This window comes from Paraburkholderia dipogonis (genome assembly GCF_046027395.1).
In the GTDB taxonomy this organism is placed as follows: Bacteria; Pseudomonadota; Gammaproteobacteria; order Burkholderiales; family Burkholderiaceae; genus Paraburkholderia; species Paraburkholderia dipogonis_A.
Genome location: NZ_JAQQEG010000044.1, coordinates 59,669 through 78,947 on the forward strand (window position 1 = coordinate 59,669; position 19,279 = coordinate 78,947).

The 19,279-nt window shown below is 64.1% G+C and carries 18 protein-coding genes; 11 read left to right on the forward strand and 7 right to left on the reverse strand.

Annotated features, from left to right (window positions below; all coding sequences use genetic code 11):
* The first annotated feature begins 86 nt into the window (after window positions 1–86).
* Complete coding sequence (locus PQR32_RS34305; RefSeq protein ID WP_408237939.1) at window positions 87–983, forward strand: alpha/beta fold hydrolase; 897 nt, start codon at window positions 87–89, stop codon at window positions 981–983.
* 65 nt (window positions 984–1,048) lie between these two features.
* A complete protein-coding gene (locus PQR32_RS34310; RefSeq protein ID WP_408237880.1) occupies window positions 1,049–1,795 on the forward strand; it encodes an SDR family NAD(P)-dependent oxidoreductase in 747 nt (248 codons plus the stop codon).
* A 128-nt stretch (window positions 1,796–1,923) separates the two neighbouring features.
* On the opposite strand, the gene PQR32_RS34315 is transcribed toward PQR32_RS34310, so the two are convergent.
* Window positions 1,924–2,631: a dienelactone hydrolase family protein gene (locus tag PQR32_RS34315; RefSeq protein ID WP_408237942.1), complete on the reverse strand. Its 708-nt coding sequence runs from the start codon at window positions 2,629–2,631 to the stop codon at window positions 1,924–1,926.
* A gap of 226 nt (window positions 2,632–2,857) precedes the next feature.
* The gene (locus PQR32_RS34320; RefSeq protein ID WP_408237883.1) at window positions 2,858–3,751 is read right to left on the reverse strand and encodes an SDR family oxidoreductase; all 894 of its coding nucleotides are present in this window, start codon (window positions 3,749–3,751) and stop codon (window positions 2,858–2,860) included.
* A gap of 174 nt (window positions 3,752–3,925) precedes the next feature.
* Between PQR32_RS34320 and PQR32_RS34325 the strand changes: the two genes are divergently transcribed.
* Complete coding sequence (locus tag PQR32_RS34325; RefSeq protein ID WP_408237886.1) at window positions 3,926–5,272, forward strand: PQQ-dependent sugar dehydrogenase; 1,347 nt, start codon at window positions 3,926–3,928, stop codon at window positions 5,270–5,272.
* 59 nt (window positions 5,273–5,331) lie between these two features.
* Here the strand turns inward: PQR32_RS34325 and PQR32_RS34330 are convergent, their stop codons facing one another.
* The 3 genes from PQR32_RS34330 to PQR32_RS34340 form a co-directional block, all read right to left on the reverse strand.
* Entirely contained in the window at window positions 5,332–6,390 is a 1,059-nt protein-coding gene (locus PQR32_RS34330; RefSeq protein ID WP_408237889.1) for a porin, read from the reverse strand.
* 257 nt (window positions 6,391–6,647) lie between these two features.
* Complete coding sequence (locus PQR32_RS34335; RefSeq protein WP_408237945.1) at window positions 6,648–8,282, reverse strand: methyl-accepting chemotaxis protein; 1,635 nt, start codon at window positions 8,280–8,282, stop codon at window positions 6,648–6,650.
* 205 nt (window positions 8,283–8,487) lie between these two features.
* A complete protein-coding gene (locus PQR32_RS34340) occupies window positions 8,488–9,255 on the reverse strand; it encodes a DUF899 domain-containing protein (RefSeq protein ID WP_408237892.1) in 768 nt (255 codons plus the stop codon).
* Between the two features lie 107 nt (window positions 9,256–9,362).
* Between PQR32_RS34340 and PQR32_RS34345 the strand changes: the two genes are divergently transcribed.
* Together PQR32_RS34345 and PQR32_RS34350 are read left to right on the forward strand one after the other, a co-directional pair.
* Window positions 9,363–10,583: a helix-turn-helix domain-containing protein gene (locus PQR32_RS34345; RefSeq protein ID WP_408237895.1), complete on the forward strand. Its 1,221-nt coding sequence runs from the start codon at window positions 9,363–9,365 to the stop codon at window positions 10,581–10,583.
* A gap of 32 nt (window positions 10,584–10,615) precedes the next feature.
* A complete protein-coding gene (locus tag PQR32_RS34350; protein ID WP_408237897.1) occupies window positions 10,616–11,248 on the forward strand; it encodes a Vgb family protein in 633 nt (210 codons plus the stop codon).
* A gap of 54 nt (window positions 11,249–11,302) precedes the next feature.
* On the opposite strand, the gene PQR32_RS34355 is transcribed toward PQR32_RS34350, so the two are convergent.
* Window positions 11,303–12,187: a LysR family transcriptional regulator gene (locus PQR32_RS34355; protein ID WP_408237900.1), complete on the reverse strand. Its 885-nt coding sequence runs from the start codon at window positions 12,185–12,187 to the stop codon at window positions 11,303–11,305.
* 117 nt (window positions 12,188–12,304) lie between these two features.
* Between PQR32_RS34355 and PQR32_RS34360 the strand changes: the two genes are divergently transcribed.
* The 4 genes from PQR32_RS34360 (at window position 12,305) to PQR32_RS34375 (ending at window position 16,292) form a co-directional block, all read left to right on the forward strand.
* Window positions 12,305–13,183 carry an SDR family oxidoreductase gene (locus PQR32_RS34360; protein ID WP_408237903.1) on the forward strand — a complete coding sequence of 293 codons (879 nt, stop codon included), beginning with the start codon at window positions 12,305–12,307 and terminating at the stop codon, window positions 13,181–13,183.
* A 227-nt stretch (window positions 13,184–13,410) separates the two neighbouring features.
* Entirely contained in the window at window positions 13,411–14,088 is a 678-nt protein-coding gene (locus tag PQR32_RS34365) for a hypothetical protein (protein WP_408237906.1), read from the forward strand.
* A gap of 107 nt (window positions 14,089–14,195) precedes the next feature.
* Window positions 14,196–15,059, forward strand: a complete 864-nt coding sequence (locus PQR32_RS34370) for an intradiol ring-cleavage dioxygenase (protein WP_408237909.1) — start codon at window positions 14,196–14,198, stop codon at window positions 15,057–15,059.
* A 126-nt stretch (window positions 15,060–15,185) separates the two neighbouring features.
* Window positions 15,186–16,292: an SDR family oxidoreductase gene (locus PQR32_RS34375; RefSeq protein WP_408237912.1), complete on the forward strand. Its 1,107-nt coding sequence runs from the start codon at window positions 15,186–15,188 to the stop codon at window positions 16,290–16,292.
* Here the strand turns inward: PQR32_RS34375 and PQR32_RS34380 are convergent.
* Window positions 16,266–17,048 carry an IclR family transcriptional regulator gene (locus PQR32_RS34380; RefSeq protein ID WP_408237915.1) on the reverse strand — a complete coding sequence of 261 codons (783 nt, stop codon included), beginning with the start codon at window positions 17,046–17,048 and terminating at the stop codon, window positions 16,266–16,268. The two genes, PQR32_RS34375 and PQR32_RS34380, sit on opposite strands and share 27 nt — an antisense overlap.
* 236 nt (window positions 17,049–17,284) lie before the next feature.
* On the opposite strand from PQR32_RS34380, the gene PQR32_RS34385 reads away from it, so the two are divergent.
* Together PQR32_RS34385 and PQR32_RS34390 are read left to right on the forward strand one after the other, a co-directional pair.
* The gene (locus PQR32_RS34385) at window positions 17,285–18,661 is read left to right on the forward strand and encodes an MFS transporter (protein WP_408237918.1); all 1,377 of its coding nucleotides are present in this window, start codon (window positions 17,285–17,287) and stop codon (window positions 18,659–18,661) included.
* Window positions 18,662–18,722: 61 nt separating this feature from the next.
* Entirely contained in the window at window positions 18,723–19,178 is a 456-nt protein-coding gene (locus PQR32_RS34390; protein ID WP_408237921.1) for a type II 3-dehydroquinate dehydratase, read from the forward strand.
* The last annotated feature ends 101 nt before the right edge of the window (window positions 19,179–19,279 follow it).

Consider the following 19,279-nt stretch of genomic DNA (forward strand, 5'->3'; position numbering starts at 1 on the left):
GACGACCGATCGTTTAATCGACACCACGACCTTTCGGCACGCAGCCGCACTCCATGCCTTTCATCTATATCGCCGAGGAACCGGAAATGAACCAGACTGTTGCTTCGAACGACACCGCCGCGACCCGCCACACCCATCAGACCGCGCCGACCCGGTATGTCGACGCGAACGGCATCCGCTTCGCCTATCGCCGTTTCGGCAAGGCGGGCGGCGTGCCGCTCCTGTTCAACATCCATTTCACCGGGACGATGGACCACTGGGACCCGGCCGTGACCGATGGCATTGCGCAGGATCGCGAAGTCATCCTGTTCAACAACGCCGGCATTTCGAGCACGTCCGGCGAGGTGCCGGAGTCGATCGAAGAGATGGCCGCCAACGCCGCCGCGTTCATCAAGGCGCTGGGCCTCACGCAAGTCGACGTGCTGGGCTTCTCGATGGGCGGCCTGATCGCGCAGACGCTGGCGATCGCCGAACCGGCCCTGGTGCGCCGCGTGATCCTGGTCGGCACCGGCCCGCGCAGCGGCGAGGCGATGCAATCGCTGACGCCCGAGGCTCAGGAGATTTTCAGCGCCGCGTATGCGCGTCCGGATCACCTGTGGCTGCGTGTGCACTTTTCGCCTTCGGATGCGAGCCAGACCGCCGGCCGCCGCTTCCTGCAGCGCTTCCGCCAGCGTAGCGAAGGACGCGATCCCGAGGCCAATGAGAAGGTCGCGCCGGCCCAGCTCGCGGCGCTCGCCAAGTGGGGCGCGCCGCGCGAGAACCCGTTCGACTATCTGAAGGCCCTCAGGCAGCCGACGCTCGTCGTCAACGGCGACCACGACGTGATCATCTATTCGATCAACTCGTGGATTCTTCAGCAGAAGCTGCCGAACGCGCAGTTGATTATCTATCCCGATGCCAACCACGGTTCGCTGTACCAGTATCCGGAGCGTTTTGTGGCCCACGTCGCGCAGTTCCTCGCCGACAGCGGGTCCGCGGTCTGAGCCTACGGCCCTGTGCTTACCACCTTGATTGCCTCGCACTCGAATCAACCCGAAGGAGTTTCACCATGAACGACCTCACAGGAAAAACCGCGCTCGTCACGGGCGCTTCACGCGGCATCGGCCGCGCCAGTGCTCTCGCGCTTGCCCAGGCCGGCGCCCAGGTGCTGGTTCACTACAGCAGCGGCGAGAAAGAAGCGGATGCCGTGGTCGCGGAAATTCGCGCGGCCGGCGGCAATGCGCAGAAAGTCGCCGCGAATCTTCGCGCGGCCGATGGCCCGCATACGCTCGCCAAACAGGTGCGCGCCGTGATTGGCCATCGGCTGGATATTCTGGTGGCCAATGCCGGGATTTCGAAGGGTGTCAGCATCGAAGACACGACCGTCGAGGATTTCGACGATCTGTTCGCCGTGAACGTGCGTGCGCCTTACTTCCTCGTGCAGCAGTTGCTGCCGGTGATGTGCAAGGGCAGTAGCGTGGTGCTGCTGTCGTCGCTCGCGGCGCGCGCCGCGGTCGGCACGCTGTCGGCCTACGCTGCCACCAAGGGCGCGGTCGATACGCTCGTCAAGCATTTCGCCGCCGCGCTCGGTGAACGTGGCATTCGCGTGAATGCAGTCGCGCCGGGTGTGGTCGAAACCGATATGTCGAACTTCACGAAGACCGACACGGGACGCGCGGCGACGCTGGGGATGCAGGCGCTCAAGCGCGTGGCGCAACCGGATGACATCGGCGGCGCCGTGGCCTTTCTCGCCTCGGATGCCGCACGGTGGGTTACCGGCGAAACGTTGCATGTCGACGGCGGTTCGAAGCTCTGAATCCGTGAACGCGATTCGGTTTGTGATCGCGCCGGGAAGACTTTCTGGAATGCCGCCCATGCGTGGCGGCACGCCGTAAGTCTTCGCCGGCGCGATTCGGTGCGCGTCTCAAGCGGCAAGCGAGCCGCTTACTTCCACAACGTGCGGCCGAAAAACGTCAGCGTGCGATCCCAGGCCAATTGCGACCACACCGGATCGAACTGCGTCCTGGGGATACGGCCCGGACCGACCGCTGTTTCGTTCGCGAACGCGTGGTGTGCGAGATAGCGATGAAACTCGACGTCGACATTCGCGTCCTTCAGTTTGCTTTCCAGGGCGTCGACCGTTTCGGACACGAAGAACTCGTCTTGCGTCGCCCAGTGACCGATCAGCGGCGCCTTGATTTTCGATGCGTCGATGTATTCCAGCGGCGGGAAGCCGTACCAGACGACGCCGGCCGACACTTCGGGGATATTGCACAGGGCGAGCAAGGTCAGCGCGCCGCCCATGCAAAAGCCCGTCACGCCGACATTCGTCGCATGCTGCTTCAGATACTGGACAGCGCCGCGCACATCCTGAGTGGCCGCGTCACCGAAATTGAGGCCGTCGAGCAGATGGTGGGCTTCTTCCTCTTCCACCGTCGTTTTGCCTCGAAAGAGATCGGGCACCAGCGCCAGATAGCCGGCCTGCGCGAGCCGGTCCGCCACGCCGCGAATCTGTTCGTTGACGCCCCACCACTCCTGAATCACGACGATGGCGGGCGCGCCCTCCAGCTTCTGCGGCTTGGCCAGATAGCCCTGGATCTGCTGGCCGTCGGGCCGGCTAAAGGTGATCATCGAACCTGCTGCCTGTTTCATCAGTTGCTCCTCGAAGTAGACGAAAGCGCTAGCATAGTCCCAGCGTGGCAGGTTCTGCTTGCCCGCTGCCGCGTCCCGCCAGTCGCTGCGAACGGCGCGCTGTGCAGCGCAGGATTTGCCGCTCGGCATCAGCTTGCCCTGGTCGAGTTGCAACGCCATGAAAAGCCGCTCCGCCTCGTCAATGGAATCCGCGGCCATCAAGAAAGGCAGAGCGGCAAGTCGCGCTTCAGGTCTGGAAATAGCGCGGCCGGTCGAGGTCGGCGATCAAGCCCGGCTGTTTCGGTTCCCAGTCCAGCACCTTGCGCGTCTGCTCGCTCGAAGTCGGCGCATCCATCCCGGCAAACAGCGCGAACCAGCCGAAATGGCCGGCCGACTCATCAACGGACTGCGCGACGACCGGCACGTTCAGGCGTCGGCCGATCACACCGGCAATCTCCTTGAACGGCACACCTTCTTCGGCAATGGCGTGATACCGGCTGCCGGCAACGCCGCGTTCGAGCGCGAGCCGGTAGACGCGCGCGGCGTCGTGCCGGTGGACGGCGGGCCAGCGGTTGAGCCCCTCGCCGACGTAGGCCGAGACACCCTTTTCACGCGCCAGACCGATCAGATGCGGAACGAAGGCATGGTCGCCGTCGCCATGCACCGAGGGCGGCAGACGAACCACCGACGCGCACACGCCACGCGCCGCCAGCGACGCGGCCGTCGCCTCCGACACGCGAGGATAGGCGTCGGAGCGTGGAACCGGCGCATCGTCCTCGGTGGCGAGGCGGCCCGACGCCAGCAGCGCGACCCCGGACGTGACGAGCAGCGGACGCTGCGAGCCAACGAGCACGGAGCCGAGCGCTTCAATGGCGCGCCGGTCCAGCTCGCAGTTCTCCGCGAATCGGGAGAAGTCGTGATTGAAGGCCGTATGAATCACACCGTCCGCAGCGGCCGCCCCGGCTTTGAGGCTGTCGAGATCCTCCAGCGACCCGCGCTGGACTTCCGCCCCGGTCCTGGCCAGAGACTCGGCTGCGGCGTCCGAACGTACAAGGCCGAGCACGGAATGGCCGGCGGCAATGAGTTCGGCAACCACGGCGGAACCGACGAATCCCGTCGCTCCGGTAACAAAGACGCGCATCGTGAAACCCTCCAGTTGGTAACGAAGGCGACTATCGGCGGGTTTCCTTCCGAGGTGAAGTAGTGACGTTTTAGGGGTATACGCACTAACAGGATGAGCCAGTCAGGTGTCAGGCAAGTATCTTGCTGAGCTTACCGAAGATTAGTCGTGCATCTTCAATGCCGGGAGCGCGGGATGCGTCAATTGAACCGCTTTGCCTTATTCATGCTGCTGCCGCTCGCCGCGTGCGCGGCAGGACCGTCGAGTCCCACCGATACCGGCTTTGGGCCATCACCGGTATTGCCGGCGCCGGAATCGTCGCTGATGACCACGGTCAATATCGCGCCCGTTCAGCCGCCAACGGCCGGCTTTCTCCCGACCGCGCCAAACGGGTTTGTCGTGACGCAATTCGCCCGCGGGTTGACTCACCCGCGCTGGCTATACACATTGCCGAACGGCGACGTGCTCGTCGCGGAAAGCAATGCACCCGAGCAGCACGACGAAGGTAGCGGCATATTCGGCTGGGTCAGAAAACAGGTCATGAAACGCGCGGGAGCGGGCACGCCGAGCCCCGATCGCATCGTGCTATTGCGCGATACGACCGGCAGCGGCGTCGCCGATCAACAGACCGTGTTCCTCAGTGGCCTACACTCGCCGTTCGGCATGGCGCTGATCGGCAATCAACTCTATGTCGCCGATACGGACGCCATTCTGCGATTCGACTACTCGCCCGACGCGACGCAGATCGCAACACCTGGCGTGAAGGTAGCTGATCTGCCAGCTGGCCCGATCAATCATCACTGGACCAAAAACATCCTGGCCGACCATTCGGGCAAGCACCTCTACGTGACGGTGGGATCGAACAGCAATGCGGGAGAAAACGGCGCCGAGGCCGAAGCGGACCGTGCACGGATTCTCGAATTCGACGTGGCGTCGGGCCAGATGCGGCCCTTCGCGACAGGCTTGCGCAATCCCAACGGACTGTCCTGGCAGCCGGAGAGCGGCGCACTGTGGACCGCCGTCAACGAGCGCGACGACCTGGGGAACAACCTCGTGCCGGACTATATGACTGCCGTGAAAGACGGCGCGTTTTACGGGTTTCCCTACAGCTATTACGGCCAGCATATCGACACGCGCGTCAAGCCTCAGCGCCCCGACCTGGTCGCCACGGCAATCGCACCAGACTATGCGCTCGGCAACCATACGGCATCGCTCGGGCTGGTTTTTTACGACCGGACGCTGTTCCCCGCGCATTACCAAGGCGGCGCTTTTGTCGGTCAGCACGGGTCATGGAATCGCAAGCCGTATAGCGGCTACAAGGTGGTGTTCATCCCATTCGTCAAAGGCCAACCCGCGGGCGCCCCGGAAGATTTCCTGAGCGGCTTTCTGACCGCCGACGGTCACGCCGTCGGTCGGCCCGTCGGTGTCGCGCTGGATAAGCGTGGGGCGCTGCTGCTGGCGGACGACGTCGGCAATACGGTCTGGCGCGTGGCGCCGCGCACCGATACCGGCGCAGCAGTTGGCACGCCGCCAGTTCAATGACCGCGGATCCGCCAGCCACTTGCCGGCAGAACAACGGACGATCACTCTAGTCCCGCAAGTTAGAACCGCTCCAGCACACCGAGCTGCACACCCTTGACCGGCGCGCCGGGATACGCGACCGGCAGCCCGGTCACGTTGACGCCGCGCAGGGTGAAGCTGGCATCGTCGTGATTCGCCAGATACGCCGCGCTGAAATAGAACAGTAGAGTCCGCGAAAAGTTGTATTCGAACGCCATGCTGAACTGGTCGGCGCTCGCGCCGGCGCCGGTATAGTCGCGCACGTGCGCATAGCCCAGCGACGCGCGCGCATTCGCGGAAAAGCTGTATTGGGCCGAGAGCGATCCGCCCGCGCCGTGATAGAGCGGCGTGCCGCCATCGCCGTTGAAGAACGCGAGCCACACCCGCACTTTGTCGATTGCATACGTCGCGCCGCCGAGATTCGCGCGCAGCGCGCCCGCGCCGTGCGTCTGCTGACGCGCGTATAACAGCCTGAGGTTGTCGAGCTGATAGGCGGCGGTGACGTAGTATCCGTCGATGCCATTACCGTCGTTCTCCGACGGGTCGCGCGTGGCCGTCATGACGGTCGCGCTGAATCCGCCGACGACCGGCGACAGATACTCGATCGCGTTGCTCGCGTAGGGTGTGATCTTCGACAGGTTGTTGAGTCCGGACGCGATCGTGCCGGCGCCGAACGCATCGAGGTCGCCCTTGAACGGGATATAGATGGGCGAATATTGCCGGCCGAAACGCACCTCGCCCCAGGCGTTGCGCGCGCCGATCCATGCCTGACGATTGAATAGAACACCCGGAGTCTGAAGCGTGCCGTCGGCCGAGCTAAAGCCGTTTTCCAGCGTGAAGATCAGGTCGGTGCCGTTGCCGAGCGGCTCGCTGCCCCGCAAGCCGACCCGCGAACCGCGATAGGCACCCGAGTCCAGACGTGGCGTCCAGCCGGACCCTGGGTCGGTTACTTCGAGACTGGTGTCCAGCACGCCATACAACGTGACGGTGCCGGCGCCGCCATCGGAGGCCGCCGCGCTCTGCAAGCAAAATAGCAGCCCCGCGCCGCCTATGCCCGCGCGCCAGCCCACGCGACGGCACCAGGCGGCGGCCTGCGCCACCGGATCCCACTTTCGTCGCGGCTTGTCGAGTGAAGTTTTCGCGGCGCCGACCAGATGCAGTCCTCCATAGGCACGTCGAATGTGTGTTCCGGGAACGAAAATCTGCCATGTTGAGACAGGACGGCCGCCGCCAGGTCACGAGTGGGATGTGAACAGGCGTTGAACGGTCCAGCAGCCAACATAACAGACCTGAGCCGGTTTGCAATTTTCAGCGCTATTAATTCGGAACGTTCAGGTGCGCCTAGGGCGAACAACGCTCAAACGACAGCCGCGAAGCCGCGCGCTTCTTTCGCCGGCGGCCTATGGACCCGCAACGGCCCGGCTTCGTCGCCGGAACCCTGCTGCAAGTTGAACTGGCTGATCGACACCTGCAGCAGCCTCGCCTGTTCGGTCAGGGTCTGCGCCACCGCCGCGGCCTGCTCGACCAGCGCCGCGTTTTGCTGCGTCACGCTATCCATCTGCGCGACGGCGTCGCCGACCTGATCGATGCCGGCGCTTTGCTCGGCAGCCGCCGCCGCGATATCGCGCATGACGCCCGACACTTTCGCAATGGCCTCGCGCGCGGAGTGAATCGTCGCGCCGGTTTGCCCGACGAATTCGGCGCCGGTGCCTACCTTGTCGACCGCGCGGCTGATCAACGTCCGGATTTCCTTCGCGGCCGCCGCACTGCGCTGCGCGAGCGTGCGAACCTCGCCGGCGACCACCGCGAAACCACGCCCCGCATCGCCGGCCCGGGCTGCTTCCACCGCCGCGTTCAGCGCGAGAATATTGGTCTGAAAGGCGATGCCTTCGATGACCGAGATGATCTCCACCATCTTGTGCGATTCCGTCGATATCTCCTGCATCGTCGATACCGCTTGCGCCGCCATCTCGCCGCCACGATTGACGATCTGCTCCGCGCCGGTGGTCAGTTGGCTCGCTGTCTGAGCGTTCTCCGCCGTTTGCCGGACCATCGCCGTCATTTGCTCCATGCTCGCCGCGGTCTCCTCGAGCGACGCCGCCTGATTCTCGGTGCGCGCCGACAGATCCGAGTTGCCGCCGGCAATCTCGCGCGCGCCCGTCGCCACCTTGTCGGCTGCCCCCTTGATCTGTTCGATCGTGTGGGCGAGCGCGTCGCGCATGCGCTGCATCGTGTATAGCAGGCTCGAGTCGTCGCCGTGACGGAGGTCGATGGGAATGGCGAGGTTGCCCTGCGTGATTTCGCCGGCCACTTGCGCAACGTAGGCCGGATCGCCGCCGATCGTGCGCTGGATGCTGCGATTGGTCAGGGAGACAAGCGCGGACAGCAGCAGCGCCACGACCGCAAAGATTCCGCCGACGAAATACAGCGACTCCTTGAACGCGGCGTCGATATCGTCCACGTAAGCGCCCGTTGCGATGATCCAGTCCCACGGCGCGTAACGCACGACGTAGCCGATCTTGCCGACCGCGGCTGAGGGCGGATCCTGCGGATGCGGGAACACGTAGTCGACGAAGCCGCCGTTCGGCGCCTGCGCCACCGCGGCGAATGTCACGTAATGATGACGGCCATCGGCATCGGCGGTGCCGGCGAGATCCTTGCCGTTCAACGCGGGCTTCATCGCATGCATGACCATGCGGGGTGTCGAATCGATGACGAGGAAATAGCCGTCCTCGCCGTAACGTATGCCGCGCAGCCGTTCAAGCGCCTGCCGGCGGGCGTCCGCTTCGCTGAGCGCGCCGCTTTGCGCCAGCGCCGCATATTCCGTCACGATACTGAGCCCGACATGCGCCACGTTCACCAGATCGTTTTTGCGCTCCTCAATGCGGGTCTGCCGCGACAGCCACGCCGCCGACACCGACACGGCGAGAAGTGCCACGAGGCTGACGACCAGCGGCAGCCAGAGCTTCTGTGTGAAACTGAATCGGACCATGCACGCGCCCCACATCGGTATCGAATGATCGAGCCGGGTCTCATCATGGCAACAGGTGCCGATATTGAAATCGGCGCGCCGTTGCATGAATGCGACTACCCGATTCATTTATCGGCAATCGCGTGCATGTTTTGTGTAGAGACAAACCCTTTGGCGGGGAGTGAGTGAGCCTGAACTACCGCAATGCGTTCGGCCCGCAGTTGCCTCAGTGTTTCTCATACTCGTCATGCCGGCGCCACCACACACCCGTTTCGTTGCGTCCCTTGGGTGCGCGGTCGAGCCACTGATACATGCCCCACAACGCGTCCACACCGCGTCCGTAAGTGGAATACGTGTGGTACACGACGCCGTCTTCGAGCACGAACGCGCTCATGCCGGGCCTGTCGAGCGAATACGTCGGCGCGTCGGTTCCGCAGGCGGCCGCGAACTCGACCACGGGCGCCGGCGCCGGTGTGGCATCCATCGCATGGCCGCCACGCTGGAAATTGTATTCGACGCTTCCTTCGCGCTGCTGCTGCTCGGTGAACGAGACGTTGATGTCGAAGTTGAAGTCGCTGCCGGCCGACGACGCCCACGGAAACGTCCATCCCATGCGCCGCTTGTATGCCTGCAGCTTCGCGAGAGGCGCCCGCGATACCGCGGTCATTGCGACGTCGTGATTCGCCAGATGGACCACCGAGCCGTTGAACCCGTCCGCGACCGCCGAACACGACGGACAGCCCGCGGTGTAGTCCGGGCCGAACATGAAGTGATAGACGAGCAACTGCGAGCGTCCTCGAAAGAGATCGGCCAGCGAGGCGCTGCCTTCATCGGTCTCGAAGCGGTATGCCTTGTCGACTCGCACCCAGGGTAACGCTTGCCGCTGCCGGGCCAGTTCGTCGCTCTGTCGCGTGAGCGCCTTTTCCGCTTCGAGCAGTTCGAGCCGCTCCGCCAGCCATTCTTCCCGTGTGCCGATGCTGTGTTTCGTCGTCATGGTTGCCTCCTTGCTTCGCTATGCGAAGTGCGGTGAGTGGGTCGTGCTAGATTAGCCGCGGGCTTCGAACGACGGGAGTGACAAGTGTGGCGTGATTCACCTGGACCATGGACTCGCTAGTCACGGCGGCGGCGCGCGCGCTCGCCGCGGGCGATCCGCTCGGCGCGCTGAATCGCGTCGCCTTGCGCGACGACGCGCCCGCGCTCGCGTTGCGCGGCATCGCCATGGCGCAACTCGGCGATCTGGTGCGGGCGAAGGCGCTCGTGCGAAGCGCCGCGCGCGCCTTCGGTGCGAGAGAGCCGGTGGCCCGCGCGCGATGTATCGTCGCCGAGGCCGAGATCGCGCTCGTCTCGCGCGATCTGAACTGGCCCACGAAGGCCCTGGAGGCCGCGCGCGCCACGCTCGAAGCGCATGGCGACCGGCTCAACGCCGCTCATGCGCGCTATCTCGCGGTGCGGCGCCTGCTGCTGATCGGGCGTCTCGACGAAGCCGAACGCGCGCTCGCCGGGCTCGACCCCACGCCGTTCCCACCGTCATTGAGGACCGCGCACGAACTGGTCGTGGCGGGGGTCGCGTTGCGCCGTCTTCAGACCAAAGCGGCACGCGCCGCGCTCGAGCGGGCCCGGCGCGCAGCGGGTCTCGCGGGTATCCCTGCGCTGATGGCGGAGGTCGATAACGCCGTACTCGTTCTGAATGCGCCTGCGGCACGGCTGCTCGCGCGTGGCGAGGAACGCCCGTTGCTGCTCGACGAGGTGGAAGCGCTGCTGGCATCGAAGGCATTGATCGTGGACGCGTGCCGTCACGTCGTGCGCGACGCGGGCGCGGTGATCTCGCTCGCCAGCCGTCCGGTGTTGTTCGTGCTTGCCCGAGCCCTGGCCGAAGCGTGGCCCGAGGACGTATCGCGCGACGTGCTCGTCGCGCGAGCTTTCAGGGCCAAGGCCGCCGATGAATCGCATCGCGCGCGCCTGCGGGTCGAACTCGGACGATTGCGTTCGGTGCTTCGCACAGTGGCCAGCGTGAGCGCGACGCGGCGCGGGTTCGCGCTGGTGCCGCGGCGCGCGCAAGAGGTGGTCGTGCTGGCGCGCCCCGTCGAGGACAAGCATGCGCCCGTGCTGGCCTTGCTCGCCGACGGCGAGTCGTGGGCTAGTTCGGCCCTCGCGCTGGCGCTTGGCGCGAGCCAGCGCACCGTGCAGCGAACCCTCGACACGCTCGCGGCGCAAGGCAAGGTGCAGTCGCTGGGCCGAGGGCGGGCACGTCGCTGGATGACACCGCCCATGCCCGGATTCACGACGACCTTGTTACTCCCCGCTCCGTTGCCGATTGATTAGGATGGCAACACGAAAACCACGAGGGACAAGTCATGAAACGATCAGCCGCCGAAATCATCACCGAGTACGGACCTTTTGAGGGCATAGAACGCGTGCATGGCGTGACGTACGACGGCCAGCACGTCTGGTTCGCGACGGGCGACGCGTTGAACGCGCTCGACCCGGAGAGCGGCAAGACGATCCGCTCGATCGACGTCGCCGCGCACGCGGGAACGGCCTTCGACGGCCAGCATCTGTTCCAGATTGCCGAGGACCGTATCCAGAAGATCGATCCCAAGACCGGCCGCGTGCTCGCCACGATTCCCGCGCCGGGTGGCGGCGCCGACTCGGGACTCGCTTGGGCCGAAGGGACGCTGTGGGTCGGACAGTATCGGGAGCGCAAGATCCATCAAGTCGATCCGCAGACGGGCGCGATTCTGCGCACCATCGAGTCCAATCGCTTCGTGACCGGCGTGACGTGGGTCGACGGTGAACTTTGGCATGGCACGTGGGAAGGCGACGAAAGTGAATTGCGGCGCATCGATCCGCGCACCGGCGAAGTTCAGGAGCGGCTCGAGATGCCGTCCGGCGTCAGCGTGTCGGGACTTGAGTCCGATGGCGGCGACCGGTTCTTTTGCGGCGGCGGGAGCAGCGGCAAGGTGCGGGCGGTGCGGCGGCCTAAGTAAGATTGAGTTGGGCGCCGATTGCAAAAACAAGCCGCAATCGGCACCTGTATCAACCTATTTGCGCTCGCGTCCCGGCAAGTCCTGCAGCAGATCCATGAATGCCCGCACCTTCGCGCTTAGCAAGCGCCGCGAGTTGTACAGCGCCCAGATCTCGACCGGCGGCCCATCCGCCACGCCCCAACAAACGAGCCGTCCCGCCGTCACATCCTGCTCGACCAGCAATTTAGGCAGGAGCGCCGCGCCCACCCCATCGAGCACCGCGTCGCGCACCATCAGCAGCGATGAGAGCCGCAGCACCGGCATCGGCGCAAGCACCCTCACTCCGCCTTTCGTGCGCACGCTCCAACTCGCACCCGCCGATGCCGCCACCAACACGACCGCGGGCACCGCCAACGCGGCAGCTTCGCCGGCAGGTTGGGAAGGTATCGACATCGTGGGCGCCGCGACCACGAGCCGTTCGTCGCCGAGAATGCGCCGCCCCACGAGTTGCTGGTCAGGCAATGGATCGATGCGGATAACCAGGTCGTAGCCGTCCTCCACCGGATCGACGACGCGGTCCTCAGCGATCACCTCGAGCTCGACCTGCGGATAGGCCAACGCAAAACGCGTCGCGATCCGCACCAGCACCACGTGCGCGAACACGACCGGCGCGCTGATCCGCAATCGTCCGCGCGGCACCGGCGCGCGCGACGCCACCGCCTCACCCGCCTCCTGAATTTCCGTCATCAACCCCCGCGTGCGCTCGTGCAGTACGAGACCTTCTTCGGTCAGTCGCAGCGTGCGCGAGCCTCGCTCGATCAGCCGCACGCCAAGCGTTTCCTCCAGTTCCGCCACGCGCCGCGACAGCGTGGCCTTGGGACGGTCGAGCGCCCGGCTGGCCGGGCCGAAGCCGCCGTGCAGCGCGACCGCATTGAAATCGGCGAGCGACGTCAAATCCATGATCGTTCCAAACATGAGACGAGGTGTCTAGATTTTTGCACTTTCGCTACTCAAATGGAACATCTATTGTGTGTCTATGGGCTGACGTTCAGCCCGTCCAACCCCAAGGAGAAAGTCATGGCGATCCTCGTAACCGGCAGTACAGGCATAGTCGGCAAGCAGGTTCTCGAACATCTGGCGGACGGCGGCGCGCAAGTCCGCGCGCTGACTCGCACGCCGGAAAAAGCGCAATTTCCGGACGGCGTCACCGCGGTCCAAGGCGACCTGTCGGACGTGGACGGCTTGCGCCGTGCGATGAACGGCGTCAGCACGTTGTTCCTGCTAGCGCCCAATGCCCCGGACGAACTGACACGAGCGCTGCAGACCCTGAGCGTGGCGCGTGAAGCCGGCGTGAAAGGCGTGGTGTATCTGTCGGTGTTCAAGGGCGCCGAGTATGTCGACGTGCCGCACTTCACCGGCAAGCACACGGTCGAGCGCATGATCGAACACTGCGATCTGCCGGCCACCGTGTTGCGGCCCGCATACTTCATCCAGAACGACGTGCGCCAGAAAGAGCCACTGCTGACGCACGGCGTGTACGGCATGCCGATCGGCGCCAAAGGTATTTCGATGGTCGACGTGCGCGATATCGGCGAGGCCGCCGCGCGCGAACTGCTGCGCCGCGAGCGGGCCGCAAGCCGCTTGCCGCGCGAGACGTATGAACTGGTCGGCCCCGACGCGATCACGTCGGAAAGCGTGGTGTCGATCTGGGCTGAAGCGCTGGGACGCACCGTGCGCTACGGCGGCGACGACCTCGACGTGCTGGAACAGCGTTTGAAAGCGGCCGCTCCGGGCTGGCTCGCTTACGACATGCGCCTGATGATGAGCCGCTATCAGCAGGACGGCGCGGTCGCATCGCAAGCGCAAATCGATCATCTCGCGACGCTGCTCGGCCGGCAGCCGCGATCTTATCGGGACTTCGCGGCGGACATGGCGGCGGCCTGGGCGAAGGGTTAAGCGATTGAATCGGGCGATCAGGAAATGGGTTGCCTGATTCAACGTACTGCTGCTTTTGAATAATCGCATTGACTGTCGGAGTTTCTAAAAGCGATCAATTAGACACACGCTCAAGTTTTTCTCTCGCGCTGTCGTTTACACGGCATGCGCCGTGTGCCACATCATTCACGCCGCATAAACAACGCTAATTTTGGCCCAAGTACAAACCACACTCCCTTCAATCCGTAATGAAAAAGTACATCGCACTCTTTGCCATTGCCGGCACGCTATTGACTTCCGGTTGCGCGACTGTTTCGACCATGTCGCCGACCACATCGACGAGTTCGGTCGACACCACGAAAAACTCTTACGCGTTAATGACGGTGACGCTTAAGAACGCTTATCACACGAGTTATCAGCCGAGCCCTATCGTCGTGCATATGGAGCGCGGGGCGGCAGACTCGCGCGAAGACCGTTTGAATTTCAAATTCGACGATCAGGCCACCACGACGAGCGACACGGGTAATCATTATTTCATTCGCCTTCCGCTGGCGCCGGGCAAATATGTGATGCGCGGCATTACCGGTCAAAGCGGCGTATTCCCGTTCCACGGCATGTTCTTTACGCCGCTTCACGAAGTGGTCGAAATCAAACCGAATTCGATCGTGTATCTCGGCCATATCGACGCCACGATCGTCGAGCGTAAAGACGGTGAATTGCGCGCGGGACCGGTCATTCCGCTGGTCGATCAGGCGGTCGCGGGTTTCAGCGGCGGGACGTGGGATATCAGCGTGAGCGACCAGTTCGACGACGACGTGACGGCATTCAAAAAGGACTTCCCGGCACTGACTAACGCATCTATCGATCGTGAAGTGCTGCCCGCCTGGGATAAACAGAAAGCCACGGAATGGTGGAATAACCACTAATTTCAAGCTGCAAATCTGCGCGGCGCGCGCAGCGCAATCCGCTTGCCTGCGCCCGTTTCCAAACAAGCCGATAATCGCATGACCGACAGGATGGAGACGCCACGGTCATGCGCAATCTCGACGAAAACACGATCACCGAAGCGGTTCTGGCGCGCCACGCGCACGCAGGCGACGAGCGGCTGAAAACCATCGTCACGAGCCTCGTGCAGCATCTGCATGCGTTCGCGCGCGAGGTGAACCTGACCGAGAACGAATGGGAACAGGGCATTCGTTTCCTCACCGACGTCGGCCATATCACCGACGGCAAACGCCAGGAATTCATCCTGCTCTCGGACACGCTCGGCTTGTCGATGCTCGTCACGGCAATGGCGAACCGCAAGCCGCCGGGCTGCACGGAGGCGACGGTCTTCGGGCCGTTTTTCGTCGAAGGCGCGCCCGCCTATCGAAACGGCGACGACGTGTCCAACGGCGCACGCGGCGAGCCCTGCTTCGTGTCGGGAACCGTCAAGGGAGCGGACGGCGAAGCGGTGGCCAACGCACGCATCGAAGTCTGGCAAGCCGACGCGGACGGCTTCTACGATGTGCAACACGCCGGCGACGACACGCATCGCGCCAGAGGCGTGCTCCATAGTCTCGCCGACGGGCGCTATCACTTCCGCTCCATCGTCGCCGAGCCCTATCCGATTCCGCACGACGGGCCGGTCGGACGCATGCTCGCAGCGCTTGGCCGGCATCCGTGGCGTCCGGCGCATCTGCATTTCATGATCACAGCGCCGGGCTACGAGCGCCTCGTGACCCACGTGTTCCGCGAAGGCGACAAGTACCTCGATTCGGACGCGGTGTTCGGCGTTCGCTCATCGCTCGTCGCAGAGTGGAAGCACCATGAGGCAGGCACGACACCGGACGGCAGGTCCATGACTACGCCGTTCAGCACGCTCGAATTCGACTTCGTGCTGAACCGATCCGAGTGACGCGAGTCACTTTCCTATCGCAGCAACCATCTTGCATGGGACAGAAGACGCATTGAGCCCACGGATCAAAGCCGGTCGTAGAACCGCTCCGTGTCGACAGGCATTCACCTACTAACTTTTATTCCCATGGAAAAACGAGCACTCATCATCGGCGCGAGCGGCATTGTCGGCGGCAATCTTGCGGACCAGTTGCTTTCGAATGGCTGGCACGTCGCCGGACTTTCGCGCGGACGCACGCCGGTGTCGCCGGCGATCGAATCGATTACGGCCGACCTGCAATCGGCCGACTCCGTCAGCGAGGCACTCGCCGGCAACGCATTCAGCCACGTGTTCCTGACCGCGTGGTCGCGCCAGGCCACGGAAAAAGACAACATCCGCGTGAACGGCGCGATGGTGCGTCACGTGATGGACGCCGTGGGCCCGTCAGGCACGCTCGAGCATGCCGCGCTCGTGACAGGACTCAAGCATTACCTCGGCCCGTTCGAAGCGTATGCAACCGGCGCCGTGCCCATCACACCATTTCGCGAGGAACAGGGCCGCCAGCCGGTCGACAACTTTTACTACGAGCAGGAAGACCGTTTATTCGACGCCGCGCAGCGCTACGATTTCAGTTGGAGCGTGCATCGCCCGCACACGATCATCGGCTTCGCGCTCGGCAACGCAATGAACATGGGCGTGACGCTCGCCGTCTACGCGACGCTGTGCAAGCAGACGGGCCAGCCGTTCATCTTCCCCGGGTCTGAAGCGCAATGGAACAGCCTCACCGACATGACCGACGCGCGGCTGCTCGCGCGCCACCTCGAGCGGGCCGCCACGTCCGCAAAGGCGCGCAATGAAGACTTCAACGTGGTCAACGGCGACGTGTTCCGCTGGAAATGGATGTGGTCGCAAATCGCCGGCTACTTCGGGATCGAAGCCGCACCGTTCGATGGCGAAACACGTCCGCTGGAAGGCCGCATGCAGGACGCCGGCAAGGCATGGGCCGAGATCGCCGCGCGCTTCGATCTGAACGAGGCCGACATCGGCAAGCTCGCCTCGTGGTGGCACACCGACGCGGACCTCGGCCGTCCGATGGAAGTGCTCACGGATATGACCAAGAGCCGGCAGGCAGGCTTCCTCGATTATCAGAGCACGCCCGACGCCTTCTTCGCGCTGTTCGACCGGTTGAAGGCGGAGCGCATCATTCCCAGCGACACGCGCACGCGGCTAGCGGCCTCGATTGAACAGAGGTGACGCGTGGCTCGCGGCGGCGAGTTCCAAAGCCGCCGCAAGCAGTGTCGAGCCGAGGCTGGCCATGCGTTTTTCGTCGAGCCGCACGAGCGGCCCGGCAATACTGATCACGCCCATGGCGGGATAGCCGCGCCGCTGCACGGGCGCGGCCATTGCCGTCATGCCGGGAGCGAAGACTTCGTTGATCGTCGCGTAGCCTCGCTCACGCGCGGCGTGCACGAACTTCAGCAGTCCACTGATCGTGGTCGGCGCATTGGGACCGTATTGCTTCGGCTGCCCGAAGCCTTGGCGCGAGACGAGTTCGAGCGCGCGTTCGTCGGTCATGGTCATCATCCATGCGTGGCCCGTGGCGCTGCACGAGAGGATCGTGTCCATGCCCATGTCCGGGTCGTAGCGCAAGCCCTTCAACGCGCCTTGCGCCTTCGCGACCCACGTCAGCCGGTCGCCGTCCACGATTGCCAGCCGCACCAGTTCGCCGGACGTCTCGGCTAGCCGGTCGAGCATCGTCTGCGCGATGTCGACGATGCCCGACGTCGCCAGAAAACCGAGTCCCAGCCCGACGAGCTTGGTGGTGAGCACGTAATCGCCGTGCTCGCGCAACTGTCGCACATAACCGCATTGCTTAAGATCGACGAGCAGCCGATGACATGCGCTGCGCGGAATATCGAGCTCATCCGCGATCATCGCGAGCGGCGTGCCTTCCATTTGCGTGGCGAGAAATTCGAGTACCGCGAGGGTGCGCTCCGTGACGCCAGGCATATCGGTCTCCGTCTTTTTCAGGGGTTCGCGCAGGCAGTTTTGCACATTATGAGATCAAATTCCACCCTGGAACGGCATACCACCCAAGGGTGCTAACCTTGGTTTCAAGGCGGCGCGACGCGCACAGCGATTCGAAAGCGCCCCGAATTCATCGATCAGACAAGAGAGCGGGAAACGGTTGGCGGCGCTCATCGCTTGCGACCTGCATCCCGTGCGGCGACGGTTAAGGAGACAACATGATTCAGGAATCGCAACAAGGCACGCATGCCGCGATGCGCACGCGAGCGGTCACGGCGGCGGCCGTCGGCACCGCGCTCGAGTGGTTCGACTTCACGCTTTACGGCGCATTGGCCGCCACGGTTTTGCCCAAGCTGTTTTTCCCGTCGATGGACTCGACGTCCGCCCTGCTCGCCTCGCTCGCGACCTTCGGCGTGGGGCTCGCCGCGCGGCCGCTCGGCGCGATCATCTGCGGCCATTTGGGCGACAAGCTCGGGCGGCGCAACCTCATGCTCGGCACCGTCACGGTGATGGGCCTCGCCTCGATGCTGATGGGTCTGTTGCCGACCTACGCGAGCATCGGCGTATGGGCGCCGGTCCTGCTGGTGCTGCTGCGCATTCTGCAAGGCTTCGCGCTGGGCGGCGAATCGACCGGCGCGCAGTTGATGGCGATCGAACACGCCAGCGCCGACCGGCGCGGCAAGTACTCCGGGCTGCTGGGCCTGTGTTCGCCGCTGAGCCAGATCATGGCCAACGGCGTGCTGCTTCTGCTGTCGTCCACGATGTCGGCGCAGGCATTCGATTCGTACGGCTGGCGCATCCCTTTCATACTGAGCTTCATCCTGGTGGTGGTCGGCGTCTACATTCGCTTGCGAGTTAGCGAGACACCGGCGTTCGTCGCGCTGCGCAAAACGGAAGTCGTGCACGTGGGCAGCCCGCTACGCGATGCATTGCGCCTGCACTGGAGAACCGTGCTGCGCTGGATGCTGTTCTTCTGCGGACCCGCGGCGATCTTCTACCTGATCGTGGTGTTCTCGCTCAGCTACATCACGAAGACGCTCGCCATCCCGAAGCAAACCGGCTTTCTTCTGCTGATGGGCGCCAACGTCTGCGCGATCGTCGGGGCGCTTGCCGGCGGCATGCTGAGCGACAGGATCGGCCGCAAGAAGGCGCTCGCGATCGGTTCGACCGCGACCTTGCTGATGCTTTTCGTGTACTTCCAGATTCTCGACACCAAAAGCTTTGTACCGATGCTCGCGGCAATGGGCTTCTTCCTCGGCTTCACGCAGTTTCAAAGCGGCATTCAGCCGGTCGCGTTCGCCGAAGCGTTTCCGACCAATGTGCGTTACTCCGGCTCCGCGCTCGCCTATACCGGTGCGAATCTGGTGGCGGGCGGTCCGATGCCGGTGCTGGCCGTGTGGCTCTTTGCCGTGTGCAACGGCTCGCCGTGGGGCGTCGTCGCCGTGTGCGTGGTCTTCAACGTGATTTCGCTGGTGATGATCCTGACGGCGCGCGAAACCCTCGGCATCGACATGAACCGCACCGACTCGACGGCGGCCGTCACGGGCGAAGCGGACTTTGCGCCGGCGTCCGTCAGTAACAGCCATCGCACGTAATACGCGCGGCGCTCCGGCGTGACACTGAATCATCGAATTTTTGCAGACAGGCGACCGAACAATGACTGAACTCGTATATGTACTGAATGGCTCGAATCTCAACATGCTTGGCAAGCGTGAGCCGCATCTGTATGGGACGACCACGCTGGCGCAAATCCAGCAGCAGGTGGAGGCGCTCGCGGTCCGGCTGGAACTCGAATGCGAGTTCCGCCAGACCAACAGCGAGGCCACCATGGTCGACTGGCTGCAGGAAGCGTTCGAGCGCGACGCCGCGGTGATCATCAATCCGGCGGGCTTTTCGTTCGCGTCGGTGCCGGTCTTCGACGCGGTCAAGCTGATCGAGCGACCGTTGATCGAGCTGCACATCACCAACATCCACAAGCGCGATGAAACCTATCGCCATTCGCTGATCTCGCGCGCGGCGACCGGCGTAATTTGCGGACTCGGCGCCAACGGGTATCTCGTCGCGCTGCAGGCGATGGCGATGGCGCTCGGCAAAAGTCCGAATTTCGGCTGAGGCTGAGGCTGCAGGCGCGGGGCCCCCCGCCCCCCCGCCCCCCCCAACCCCTTTCGCCGCAATATTTCGCGGGGGGGGCCGCCCCCCCCCCCCCCCCCCCC